Raw genomic sequence first — 12,318 nt, forward strand, 5'->3', positions numbered from 1 at the left:
TTCCTTGCAGCGAATTCGATTGAGGTGACGGTATCAGGCCAGTTCGGCGGCATAGCGCTCGGGTTTGAAGCCGACCAGCGTACGTGCGCCCAGATCCAGTACGGGGCGCTTGATCATCGACGGTTGGGCCAGCATCAGTTCGATGGCTTTGGCCTGGTCGAGATCGCTTTTCCGGGCGTCGTCGAGCTTGCGGAATGTGGTGCCGGCACGATTGAGGATGGTTTCCCAGCCGTGCTCGTCACACCATTTCTGCAGGTTGCCGCGGTCGATACCGTCGGTCTTGTAATCGTGAAAGCGGTAAGCGATACCCTGCTCTTCGAGCCAGGTACGGGCCTTCTTCATGGTGTCGCAGGCCTTGATCCCATAAAGGACATTACTCATTGATTTTCCTCGGAAGGATTCCACTCGTCGAATCCTCCTCAATACCTTGTTAATACCGAGCGGTGGATTATGCCACGTCGACTCGGCTTGCGGCGCTGCTGTTGGGGGCGATCAAGTGATCGCGCCATGCAGGTGCAGAGTTGCATGCACTGTTTCGCAAGCAGGCTACGGGCTCCGCATGACATGCTCATATCACCGGTTCGTCACATTAGCGGATTCCTACAATGACAAGCAGCCGTTGAGGCGCAGAGATGTCTTGCCGGGCTGCATATAGGGTGGCAGCTTGTACTCGGTCGCTTCTGCGGCAAGGCTTACGCCCTATTTACTGGGAGTGACAGATGAAAGGATTCTCCGGCCTGAGCGATCAAGCTCGCAGGTTGTGGGCAAAAAGTGGTGAGGGCTTCGGTCATGGTGTGCTGGCTCACCTTCTGGATGTCGCGGCGGTTGCCGGGCGCATGCTGGCCCATGAGCCAGTCAGTAGCCTCGCTCGATTGGGCAGCGCAGGCGCTGGGCGTTGAGCGAATGCATGTGGCGCGCTGGGTGGCCTGCCTGGTTGGTTTGCATGATTTTGGCAAAGCTATTCCCGGCTTTCAGGACAAGTGGTTCGAAGGGTGACAGGCTGAGGCGCTGGGCTTGCCGTTCCCGCCGCGCTCGCTGAGTGTCGCCGATCATGCCTGCGCCAGTGCAGCGCTGCTGTGGGAGCATCTGCCGCATCAGGACATTAGTCATCTGTTGTGGATACGGCACGCTTTGCAGGCCATCAGTGCTCATCATGGTTACAACTTCAACCAGACAACCAGACAGAGTTCAATCGCGCCAAACCGTCGTTCGAGCCGCCAGCCTGGAGCGAGGCGCGTAAGGAAATCTTTGCCGCCTACTGGGCGGTGCCCGCGCCGTCAGGCACTCCGCAGCTCGAAGCCCTGTCGCAACCGGCGGTGCAGTGGCTGGCCGGGGAGCGGTGTGAGTCGCTGACCGAACATTATGCCGATGCGGGTGCGCGCCGACCGAGGGTCGCAAGCAATTGGCTGGAGGCCGCCGGGTAGAGGCAATCGCGTTCCGCCGTGTACCCGCTCAAGTTCTCGGAGGTGCTGCCGACGCTCTGGGTAGGGGTACACTGTCGTGAGAGGAGGGAAGTGCGATGGAGAACGCTGGAATGTCCACCACGCTGTTGGCGTGGCAAGCCAAGGTCGCGTCCGCAGGGCAGGCGGCACAGCAGGGGCAATCGCCTCTGGTTCGTCACGACGCGCCGGCACCCGAGCCCTCGGTGATCTACCATCCAAGCTCGGAAGACCCTGACGATCGCGGCGATTTCGACGTGTATCAGAAGACGGGACGTCCCGCGTCCAACTACGCGACCCGCGCCGAACCGGTCGTATTGGCTGAACTCGGAGCCGTTCAAACTTCCTTGGCATCAGCCTACACGGACTTTCAGAAGGCACTGGCTGCGACTGATCCTGACCTTGCCGAGAAGAGCTTTGGTTTCAGTGTCGGTCAGGATGGTCGTCTGGTTGCCGTCAATGCAGGTTCATTGAGTCAAGATCAGATCCAGCGCCTCGAAACGGCGATGAATACTTCTTCTACGCTGGTGAATGCCGCCAATAGCTTTGCAAGGCTGAGCATGGAATTCGTGGCTGCCAGCGCGGTATATGAGTACGGCAAATTCCATCTGGATCTGGACAACTACGCCAGTACGATCGACCTTGGACGGGCACTTGGCGTTGGCGCTCAGTCCGGACAGGATCGTTTCAACGGTCAGTGGGACATCCAGTTGTGGCGCAACGGTGAGAAGCGCTACGACGGTTGGGAAAAGCTCGTGGATGGGCAGTGGGTCGATGCACCCGAGTATCAGCCCCAGTCCGTCGTTGCTTACAGATGAAGGCAGTGCCGGCTTGATGCCGGCACGGCGTGTGTCCTGAGGCTCAGGAGGGGGGGCTGATCAGCGTTGGCTGCATAGGTGGCCGAACGTGACGTAGTGTTCCCCGCGCCAGCGGGGACGAATCGATAGTAAGTCTCCAGATAGTGCGACCCTGGCTCGTCAGCCATATCTCTCTATGCTTGGTGCGTTAGAATGCATCGCTACCTACAAGTCATGCGGTCATGTTCGTAAAGGATTCCTTCCGTCATGCAGCTTCTCTACACCATTCTGATCATGTTGCTGGTGGTCAGTGGCACCCGTATCAGCGCCCAGTTCATTCCCTTGCCGCTACCGATCCTGCAGATTCTGATCGGTGCGCTCTTGGCGATTCCGGTACTGGGGCTGCATGTGCGGCTCGATCCCGAACTGTTCCTCCTGTTGTTCATCCCGCCACTGCTGTTCGTCGATGGCTGGCGCATGCCCAAGGGGCAGTTTCGCAAGCTGCGTACGCCGATCCTGTTTCTCGCTTTCGCCCTGGTGTTCTTCACCATTCTCGGTGCTGGTTATTTCATTCATTGGTTGCTGCCCCAGGTGCCGTTGGCAGCCTGCTTCGCGCTGGCGGCGGTGCTGTCGCCGACCGATGCGGTGGCGGTTTCGGCCATCGCCCATGGGCGCCTGCCCAGCACGCTGAACAATCTGCTGCAGGGCGAGGCACTGATGAACGATGCCTCGGGCCTGGTGGCCTTCAAGTTCGCCGTGGCGGCGACGCTGACGGGTGTGTTTTCCCTCGGCGATGCCAGTGTGCAGTTCGTCCTGGTGGCCATCGGCGGGCTGCTGATCGGCATGGCACTGAGTTATCTGTTGGGCCACTTGCGGGCCTGGATGATCGCCCGTGGCTGGGAAGAACCGGCGCCCCATGTGCTGCTGATGCTGTTGCTGCCTTTCGCTGCTTACGTGGCGGCCGAACACCTGGGGCTGTCGGGCATTCTCTCGGCGGTGGCGGCGGGGATGATGCAGAGCCGCCTCGACCTGCTGCCGCGGCAGACCACTACGCGACTGCTCAACCGCGGCGTGTGGGCCATGCTGGAGTTCACCTTCAATGGCCTGATATTTCTGCTGCTGGGCCTGCAGCTACCGGATATCCTCAAGGCCGCCGTCGGCGATCACGCCGATTCCTGGCAATTCCTGCTGCCGGCGCTGGGTTATGTGCTGGCGGTGTACGCCGTGTTGATGACGCTGCGTTTCGTGTGGGTCTACAGCTACTGGCGAACGTCCGGAATGTTGCGCCGCTGGCGGGGTAAGCCGACGCGTTTCGCCGGGCAATCCCGTCTTGCTCTGACTGCGGTGCTGACGCTCGGTGGCGTGCGCGGCGCAGTGACCCTCGCCGGTGTAATGTCGCTGCCGCTGCTGCTCAACAATGGTCAGGATTTTCCCGAGCGCGATCTGCTGATCCTTATCGCCGCCGGAGTGATTCTGCTATCGCTGCTGATTGCCAGTGTCGCCTTGCCGAGGATTCTGCCGCTGTTGCCTCAGGACAACGTGGCGCGTCAGGAAAGCGAACTCAATCGTCACCGCGCGCAGGTGCTGCAGGCCGCCATTCTCAGCCTGGAAGCCGACGACGAAAAGGCGGCGAATGCCGAAGGCGCGATCGCCATTGCCGAGATCAGGGCCAAGCTGATGAGCGAATACCGCGACCTGCTCGAACGCACCCGCACGCGCGGTGCGGAAGAGTCGCGCGAGTATCAGCGCCAGGCCGACCAGCTGGAATACCGCATGCGACTCCAGGCGCTGCGCACTCAGCGCCTGGAGCTGTACCGGATGCGCAAGGAGAACCAGTTGGACGATGACATGCTGGCGGAAATCCTCCGCGACCTGGACAACGCCGAGGCGCGCCTGCTCAAGGGCTGATCGCTCGTTTCCTGCTAGAGCGCGTAGTGCTTCAGCTCACGGGCGATCACCAGGCGCTGGATCTCGCTGCTACCTTCATAGATCTGGGTAATGCGTGCATCCCGGTAATAGCGCTGCACTGGGAAGTCCTCAAGATAACCGTAACCGCCGTGAACCTGCAGTGCCTTGGAACAAACACGCTCGGCCATTTCCGAGGCGAACAGTTTGGCCTGGGAGGCTTCCGACAGGCACGGCTGGCCAGCACTGCGCAGGCGTGCGGCGTGCAGGGTCAGCAGGCGTGCGGCGTTGATCTGGGTGTGCATGTCGGCGAGCAGATTGGCGATGCTCTGATGCTCGCCGATGGGCTTGTCGAACTGCACCCGCTCGCGGGAGTAGAGCAGGGCCGCTTCGAAGGCGGCGCGGGCGATGCCGACGGCCTGGGCGGCAATGCCGATGCGTCCGCCTTCGAGGTTGGAGAGGGCTATGCCCAGGCCTTTGCCGCGCTCGCCGAGCAGGTTCTGCGCAGGGATGCTGCAGTCTTCCAGGGTGATGGCACAGGTATCCGAAGCGCGAATACCCATCTTGTGTTCGCTGCGTTCGATGCGGAAACCGGGTGTATTGGTCGGTACCAGAAAGGCGGAGATGCCCTGTTTTCCAAACGCGGCATCGGTGACGGCGAAGACGATGGCCAGGCCGGCGCGTCGGCCATTGCTGACGAACTGCTTGGCGCCATTGAGTACCCAGCGGTCATCGCGCAGCTCGGCGCGGGTGCGCAGGTTATGGGCTTCGGAACCGGCCTGCGGCTCGGTCAGGCAGAAACAGCCGATCACTTCACCGCTGGCCAGGCGCGGCAGCCAATCGTTCTTCTGCGCATCGCTGCCATAGTTGAGCAGGGGGCCACAGCCCACCGAGTTGTGCACGCTCATCAGGGTGCCGGTGGCGGCATCGGCGGCGGAGACTTCCTCCACGGCCAGGGCATAGGCCACATAGTCGAGGTAACTGCCGCCCCAGGTGTCCGGTACTATCATCCCCAGCAGGCCCATGTCGCCCATCTGGGCGACTACCGCATCATCGATCCAGCAGGCCTTTTCCCATTCCTGAGCGTGCGGAGCGATGGCACGCCGGGCGAACTGCCGGGTGCAGTCGCGGATCATGCGTTGTTCTTCGTCTAGTTCGATGTCGTGCATAGCGACCTCTCTGTTGTCATTGGCCCGAGCCGGATCACGGCAGGTGGGCAGGTGCGGCTACCACGGATCGCGTGGCAGGCTGACTACAGAGTCGCCCAGGAACGGGCTAATCGCAAACGCAAGAACGCGCGCGGTGACGGTCGTCACCGCGCTGGAGGGGATCAGTTCTGCTGGCGCAACTGCTCGAGCAGGTTGCTGTCCGGATACCCATCGGCCGGCCAGCCCAGGTGCAGCTGGAAGGCGCGAATCGCCTTGCGCGTGTTGGCGCCGATGATGCCATCCGCGTGGCCGGAGTCGAAGCCTCGGGCGCTCAAGCGCTCCTGCAGTTCGACGCGTTCGCTGCGGCCCAACTGCCGATCACCTTCCGGCCAGGTGCCTTGAATGCCATTGCCACCACGCAGGCTGTCGGACAGCAGGCCTATCGCCAGCGCATAGGACGTGGAGTTGTTGTAGCGCAGGATGCTGCGGAAGTTGCCGAGCAGCAGGAAGGCCGGCCCGCGATGCCCGGCGGGCAGCAGCAGGGTAGCGCTGGCATCGTCACGCGGGGTTCTCAGCGGCTGGCCTACGGGGTGAATGCCAAGGGCGCGCCATTCGCTCAGGCTACGGCGCACCTCCGGGTCGGCCAGGGCGTAATCGAAGCCTTGCGGCAGCTGCACTTCGAAACCCCAGGGCTGGCGTAGTTGCCAGTTGGAGCCTTGTAGGTAGTGGGCCGCCGAGGCCAGCGCGTCGGCAGAGGATGTCCACACGTCGCGCTTGCCATCGCCGTCGAAGTCCACGGCGTGTTCGTTATAGGTGGTGGGCATGAACTGGGTCTGGCCCATGGCGCCGGCCCAGGAGCCGACCAGGCTTTCCGGAGCGATATCACCGTGCTGGAGAATCTGCAGGACGGCCAGCAACTGACTGCGCCAGAAAGCCTGGCGACGACCTTCGTAGGCCAGGGTCGCCAGGGAGCGCACCACGTTGTGGCTGCCGATGTTGCTGCCGAAGTTGCTTTCCAGGCCCCAGATGGCGACCAGCGTTTCCGCGTCGACGCCATAGCGCTGTTCGATCTGGTTGAGCATGGCGCGGTTCTGCGTCAGCAGGATGCGGCCACGGGCGACGCGGCTGGGGGAAACGGCCCCTTTCAGGTATTCCCATACCGGACGGCTGAACTCTGGCTGGCTGCTGTCGGCCTTGACCACATCGGGGTTCGGGACGACGCCCGCGAAAGCGCGGTCGAACAGGGTCGGGCTGATACCGGCGGCCATCGCGTCGCTGCGCAGCAGGTCACGCCATTGTTCGAAGCTCAGTTGCTCCTGAACGGGTTGGGTGAACGCGGTATTGATCGAGGTATTGCTCTGCGGGGTGCTCGGGGCCGCCAGGGGCTGGGCAGGGGCATCGGCACAGGCCGTGAGCAGGAGCAGGAAGCTGGCCGCAGCTGTGGCTGGCAGGCCGCGAATGAACAGGTTGGGCATGGTCATCTCAACACGTTTTGCAGGCGAACACCTTAGCACGGATGAGCAGGAATGCGGGCTGGGCGAGGTTTTCAAGCCACCATAAATGAAGAAGCCTCCCAGTTTTGCTGGGAGGCTTGGCGACGGTAGCTGCCTTTTCCTTTGCCGGGGCGTTCCTGGCGTGAGCGGAACAGTGGCTGGGCGACGATGGATTTGGCCTTGTTCGGGCGTGCTTTCTTGCTCATGGCATGTCCTCGATCAGTGCTCGTGCCGGTGCGAGCGGTAGAAATCATGCGCCGCTCGGGTGGCGATGTCCACACTTGATGCAGGCTTAGGAACCGAGCTTCAGGCGCTGGCCGGCCATCATCAACACCAGGCGCGACAGGCTGGCCCAGGGATCGCCGGCCGCCTGGCCTTTGACCTGGGCATCGATCTGCTGGGCATCCATCAACAACGCATTCCAGCGTGCCGACGAGTGGCGCTGCAGGGCTTTGCTGACCAGCGGACGGCGCTTGTCCCAGACTGGTGGGCGCGCCGAGGCGAAGGCCTTGTCCAGCGGTACGCCCTGGCTGAACTGGTAGGAAAGATTGGCCAGTTGACGCAGCTCGCGAGCCAGCATAACCACGATGAACAGCGACTCCTGACCCTCGCCGCGCAAACCATCGAGCATGCGCAGGGCATGGGCGGCTTCGCCGTTGAGGATGGCGTCGATCAGACCGAAAACGTCATAACGGGCGCTGTCGGCAACCGCCGCCTGCACCGTGCCGGCATCGATCTGTTGGCCGTTGGCGAGCAGCTTGAGTTTCTCGATCTCCTGGGCGGCAGCCAGCAGGTTGCCTTCTACCCGGGCGGCGATCAGATCCACCGCGTCGGCGGTGGCGTTCATGCCGCCCTGTGCCAGGCGCTGGCGAATCCACTGCGGCAGCTGATTGGCGTCCACCGGCCAGATTTGCACGAACTGGCAATGCGGGCCGTCGATCAGCGCCTTGGCCCACTTGGTTTTCTGCGCGCTGCCGTCGAGTTTGGGCAGGCTGATCAGTAACAAGGTGTCTTCCGGCGGCCGGCCGAGGTATTCGATGATCGCTGCAGCACCCTTGTCGCCGGGCTTGCCGTTTGGAATACGCAGCTCGATGACACGTTTCTCGGCGAACAGCGACATGCTGGCGCCGGCTTCATAAAGCATGCCCCAGTCGAAGTTGGCTTCGGCGTGAAACACCTCGCGCTCGCTGAAGCCTTGGGTGCGGCTGGCGTTGCGAATGGCGTCGGCGGCTTCCTGGCACAGCAACGCTTCGTCGCCGCAGACCACGTAGACGGGAGCCAGGGAACCCTGAAGATGTTTGCCGAGTTGGGCGGGGGCGAGTTTCATGAGTTTCTAACCTGAGGGCCGAAGGAGCGACCCCATCCGTCTTAGAGCCTGTTCACGATTTTTCGACGAGCCTTCACGTGCAGTGGCAGCAAAAAGGCGCAAGCGGACGGTCGTAGGATGGGTGAAACCCATCGGAAATTGATGGGTTTCACCCATCCTACGGGCTGGTGGATGAAAAGAGCGTCATCCACCCTACGTCCGCTTCCGCCTTATTGCCGTCGATCCATAGGGATACGGGTTCTCTTTGCCAAGTACACCAAGATCGTGAACCGGTTCTTATTGAACCGGCAGTTCGATGGGTGACTGCTGCGGCTGGGCGGCTTCGCGCTGACGTGCTGCCTCCAGGGCGTCTGCTTCTGCCTTGGCCTTGGCTTCGGCGGTTTGTTGCAGGGCGTCGAGTTGATCCGGGGTGATCTGCTGCAGGCGCTGGGCCAGTTGCTGCACCAGGTCGCGGCGCATTTCCGTACGCAACTGAGCCGACTCCTGATCATTGCTGATCAGGTTGTTGGAGTCCTGCACGTAGTAGCTCTGCACTTCCAGTTGATTGCTCATCAGCAGCAGATCCTTGGCGCCGCGGATTTCGTAATCCAGTGTCAGGGTACGCTCGTATTCAACGCTGCGAGCAGAGCTGGTGTAGCTGGCGGAGCGCTGTTTTTCCTGCTCGTTGGCCAGGTACAGCTTGTAGGCGGCGCCCGGGAAGACGCGCACGCCGTTGTTTTCCAGTACTTCACGAACGTCACGTACGGTTTCGCCGTAGCTGTCGCGGGCGCTGACCTCGAGTTCGTCGAGGGCGAACTGCACGTCACCGGTGCCGCGCAGCTGGAAGCCACATGCGCCGAGCAGGCCTGCCAGGCCGATTACCAACAGATTGCGCTTGATCATCTCGTTATCCCCTTGTCCTGCCGGCTCCGCTGGCCGGCATGGGCAGGCACGGGTGCCTGCGTTGCCGATACGTTGACCCGGTGTCGGCAGCACGCCGACACCTCACTTGCCGCCTCAGTTGGCGACGATGTTGACCAGCTTGCCAGGCACCACGATGACCTTGCGGATCGTCAGCCCTTCGGTGAAGCGTTGTACGTTTTCGTTGCTGCGGGCAGCCGCTTCGACCGCTTCGCGGCTGGCGTCGGCCGGCACGTCGATCTGACCGCGCAGCTTGCCGTTGACCTGAATCACCAGTTGCAGGCTGTCCTGCACCAGGGCAGCTTCGTCCACGACGGGCCAGGCGGCGTCGATGATCGCTTCCTCGTGACCCAGTTCCTGCCACAGCTCATGGCTGATATGCGGGGTGATCGGGGCGAGCAGCAGGGCGACGGTTTCCAGGCCTTCCTGGAGCAGGGCGCGCTGTTGATCGTTGTCCTGAGGGGCTTTTTCCAACACGTTCATCAGGGTCATCACCTGGGCGATGGCGGTGTTGAACTTGTGGTGCTGGCCGACATCCTGAGTGGCCTGCTTGATCGCCAGGTGGATGGCGCGGCGAACACCCTTGCCGGCGTCGTCCAGTTTGGCGATATCCAGCACCCCCGGCAGGCCCTGGCTGACGTGGCCGTGGGCCAGACGCCAGACGCGGCGCAGGAAGCGGCTGGCGCCTTCGACACCGGAGTCCGACCACTCCAGGCTCATGTCAGGCGGCGAAGCGAACATCATGAACAGGCGGCAGGTGTCAGCGCCGTACTGATCGATCATGGTCTGCGGGTCGATGCCGTTTTTCTTCGACTTCGACATCTTCTCGGTACCGCCGATTTCGACTGGCAGGCCGTCGCTGGTCAGCGTGGCGGCGATGACCTTGGCCTTGGCGTCGCGCTCCAGGGTTACGTCGGCAGGGTTGATCCAGGTCTTCTTGCCGTTGGCTTCCATGCGGAAGTAGGTCTCGGCGTTGACCATGCCCTGGGTCAGCAGATTCTTGAACGGCTCGTTGGAGGTCACCAGACCTTCGTCGCGCATCAGCTTGTGGAAGAAGCGCGCGTAGAGCAGGTGCAGAATCGCGTGTTCGATACCACCGATATATTGATCCACCGGCAGCCAGTGGTTGGCCGCGTTTGGCTCGACAAGGCCGCCCTCGTAATGCGGGGAGGCGTAGCGGGCGTAATACCAGGACGATTCGACGAACGTATCCATGGTGTCGGTTTCACGTTTGGCTGGCGCGCCACACTTCGGACAACTGCACGCGTAGAACTCCGGCATGCGTGCCAGGGGCGAGCCGGCACCATCGGGCACCACGTCTTCGGGCAGCACCACCGGCAGTTGATCTTCCGGCACCGGCACGTCGCCGCAGCTATCGCAGTGGATGATCGGGATCGGGCAGCCCCAGTAGCGCTGGCGGCTGATGCCCCAGTCGCGCAGGCGGAACTGGGTGCGCGAGGCGCCGAGTTTCTTCTTCAGCAGAGCGACTTCGATGGCGTCGAACGCGCCGGCGAAATCCAGGCCGTCGAATTCGCCGGAGTTGATCAGTTGGCCATGTTCGTTGTATGCGGCCTGCCAGGGTGCAGGCGTTTCGTCGCCGGCACTGGTGCGAACCACGGCCTTGATCGGCAACCCGTACTTGGTGGCGAACTCGAAGTCACGCTCGTCGTGGGCGGGTACGGCCATGACCGCGCCATCGCCGTAGTGCATCAGCACGTAGTTGGCGACCCACACCGGCAGCTTCTCTCCGGTCAGCGGGTGCTCGACGAACAGCGGCGTTGGCATGCCGTGTTTTTCCTGGGTGGCAACGTCGGCCTCGGCCACGCTGCCGCTCTTGCATTCATCGATGAAGGCTTGCAACTCGGCATTGCCCTGCGCTGCGAGGGTAGCCAGAGGATGCTCGGCGGCCACCGCGACATAGGTCGCGCCCATCAGGGTGTCGGGGCGGGTGGTGAACACTTTCAGAGTGCCGGCTTCGCCGATCGATGCCTGATCGTAGGGGAACTGCACTTCCATGCCGCGGGATTTGCCGATCCAGTTGCGCTGCATGGTCTTGACCTGTTCCGGCCAGCCATCCAGTTCATCCAGGCTACTCAAGAGCTCATCCGCGTAGGCGGTGATCTTGAAGTAGTACATGGGGATTTCGCGCTTCTCGATCAGCGCGCCCGAGCGCCAGCCGCGACCGTCGATGACCTGCTCGTTGGCCAGTACGGTCTGGTCGACCGGATCCCAGTTCACGGTGCCGTTCTTGCGGTAGATCACGCCTTTTTCGAACAGGCGGGTGAACAGCCACTGTTCCCAGCGGTAGTAGTCCGGCTTGCAGGTGGTGATTTCACGCGACCAGTCGATGGCCAGGCCCAGGCTCTTGAGCTGGGTCTTCATGTAGTCGATGTTTTCGTACGTCCACTTGGCCGGTGCGACGTTGTTGTCGATGGCAGCGTTTTCCGCCGGCATGCCGAAGGCGTCCCAGCCCAACGGCTGCAGCACGTTCTTGCCCAGCATGCGCTGGTAACGGGAAATCACGTCACCGATGGTGTAGTTGCGCACGTGCCCCATGTGTAGCTTGCCGCTCGGGTAGGGGAACATTGACAGGCAATAGAACGTGTCCTTGCCGGGCTGTTCGCTGACTACAAAGGAGTTCTGCGAATCCCAATGGGATTGCGCGGCGGCTTCGATTTCGCGTGGCTGATACTGTTCGTGCATGGCTACTTGCGCTAGGGAAAGGGGCTTTCGGGAAACGCCGTAGCATACATGACCCCCCTTGACGGAGGGAAACGCTGATTGCTCTGCCGGGCGTGTGCGTCGCCGTTTGTCGCGGTACCCGGCTCGTCCCGGGCTGAGCGCTAAGCTCATTTGTAGGGCGTCCTGCCCGGAGGTGTGCGATGGAGCATTTAGCAAGTATCGATGATGAGACGGATCCCTACGGGCGTTTATTGCGACGGCTGACTTGTGCCCTTGATGAGGCCAGCAGCCTTGCGCGTCTGTCCGACGAGCCTCCCGGTGAAATGGAGGTGCGCGGTTTGTCCGCTGCCGAGCTGGCATTGATCGCGGCCTATCTGGCCAACGATCACGATTGGCTGAAGGGCTGGCATGCCACGGCTGCGCAGCAGTATTGGTCAGGTGTGGTGCCTTCGGAGCCTGTGCAGCCACCGTTCGAACGCCATTCGATCCTCTCTGCTGGGCAGTGGTGGCACTCATCTGCTTCGGTTCTTCCCGAAATATGACGTGCGGGGCAGCGCGGAGAGATGGCGAGCAGGTTTGGTCTTCTAACTCAAAAGCGGCTCGGCTTGTGCTGCAGCCGCAACAGAC

The 12,318-nt window shown here is 62.2% G+C and carries 12 protein-coding genes; 5 read left to right on the forward strand and 7 right to left on the reverse strand.

What is annotated here, in order from left to right; all coding sequences use genetic code 11:
• Window positions 1–33 precede the first annotated feature (33 nt).
• A complete protein-coding gene (locus DNK06_RS05105; protein ID WP_131178945.1) occupies window positions 34–381 on the reverse strand; it encodes an ArsC family reductase in 348 nt (115 codons plus the stop codon).
• A gap of 338 nt (window positions 382–719) precedes the next feature.
• On the opposite strand from DNK06_RS05105, the gene DNK06_RS25465 reads away from it, so the two are divergent.
• The 4 genes from DNK06_RS25465 (at window position 720) to DNK06_RS05120 (ending at window position 4,144) form a co-directional block, all read left to right on the forward strand.
• On the forward strand, window positions 720–899 hold the full coding sequence (locus DNK06_RS25465; protein ID WP_341352788.1) for an HD domain-containing protein: 180 nt from the start codon (window positions 720–722) through the stop codon (window positions 897–899).
• 4 nt (window positions 900–903) lie between these two features.
• Window positions 904–996 carry an HD domain-containing protein gene (locus DNK06_RS25470; protein ID WP_341352793.1) on the forward strand — a complete coding sequence of 31 codons (93 nt, stop codon included), beginning with the start codon at window positions 904–906 and terminating at the stop codon, window positions 994–996.
• Between the two features lie 538 nt (window positions 997–1,534).
• The gene (locus DNK06_RS05115) at window positions 1,535–2,257 is read left to right on the forward strand and encodes a hypothetical protein (RefSeq protein ID WP_131178947.1); all 723 of its coding nucleotides are present in this window, start codon (window positions 1,535–1,537) and stop codon (window positions 2,255–2,257) included.
• Window positions 2,258–2,503: 246 nt separating this feature from the next.
• A complete protein-coding gene (locus tag DNK06_RS05120) occupies window positions 2,504–4,144 on the forward strand; it encodes a Na+/H+ antiporter (RefSeq protein WP_131178948.1) in 1,641 nt (546 codons plus the stop codon).
• 14 nt (window positions 4,145–4,158) lie between these two features.
• Here DNK06_RS05120 and DNK06_RS05125 read toward each other — a convergent pair whose 3' ends face one another.
• The 6 genes from DNK06_RS05125 to leuS all read right to left on the reverse strand — a co-directional run bounded on the left by DNK06_RS05125 (window position 4,159) and on the right by leuS (window position 11,712).
• Window positions 4,159–5,310, reverse strand: coding sequence for an acyl-CoA dehydrogenase family protein (locus tag DNK06_RS05125; protein ID WP_131178949.1), 1,152 nt, complete (start codon window positions 5,308–5,310; stop codon window positions 4,159–4,161).
• A 161-nt stretch (window positions 5,311–5,471) separates the two neighbouring features.
• A complete protein-coding gene (locus tag DNK06_RS05130) occupies window positions 5,472–6,764 on the reverse strand; it encodes a lytic murein transglycosylase (protein WP_131178950.1) in 1,293 nt (430 codons plus the stop codon).
• A 71-nt stretch (window positions 6,765–6,835) separates the two neighbouring features.
• Window positions 6,836–6,988, reverse strand: a complete 153-nt coding sequence (gene arfA / locus DNK06_RS05135) for an alternative ribosome rescue factor ArfA (RefSeq protein ID WP_131178951.1) — start codon at window positions 6,986–6,988, stop codon at window positions 6,836–6,838.
• Between the two features lie 86 nt (window positions 6,989–7,074).
• A complete protein-coding gene (gene holA / locus DNK06_RS05140; RefSeq protein WP_131178952.1) occupies window positions 7,075–8,109 on the reverse strand; it encodes a DNA polymerase III subunit delta in 1,035 nt (344 codons plus the stop codon).
• A gap of 276 nt (window positions 8,110–8,385) precedes the next feature.
• Complete coding sequence (locus tag DNK06_RS05145; RefSeq protein ID WP_131178953.1) at window positions 8,386–8,991, reverse strand: LPS-assembly lipoprotein LptE; 606 nt, start codon at window positions 8,989–8,991, stop codon at window positions 8,386–8,388.
• A gap of 114 nt (window positions 8,992–9,105) precedes the next feature.
• A complete protein-coding gene (gene leuS / locus DNK06_RS05150) occupies window positions 9,106–11,712 on the reverse strand; it encodes a leucine--tRNA ligase (RefSeq protein WP_131178954.1) in 2,607 nt (868 codons plus the stop codon).
• A gap of 179 nt (window positions 11,713–11,891) precedes the next feature.
• Between leuS and DNK06_RS05155 the strand changes: the two genes are divergently transcribed.
• Entirely contained in the window at window positions 11,892–12,233 is a 342-nt protein-coding gene (locus DNK06_RS05155; protein ID WP_131178955.1) for a hypothetical protein, read from the forward strand.
• The last annotated feature ends 85 nt before the right edge of the window (window positions 12,234–12,318 follow it).

This window comes from Phytopseudomonas daroniae, assembly GCF_004327285.1.
In the GTDB taxonomy this organism is placed as follows: Bacteria; Pseudomonadota; Gammaproteobacteria; order Pseudomonadales; family Pseudomonadaceae; genus Aquipseudomonas; species Aquipseudomonas daroniae.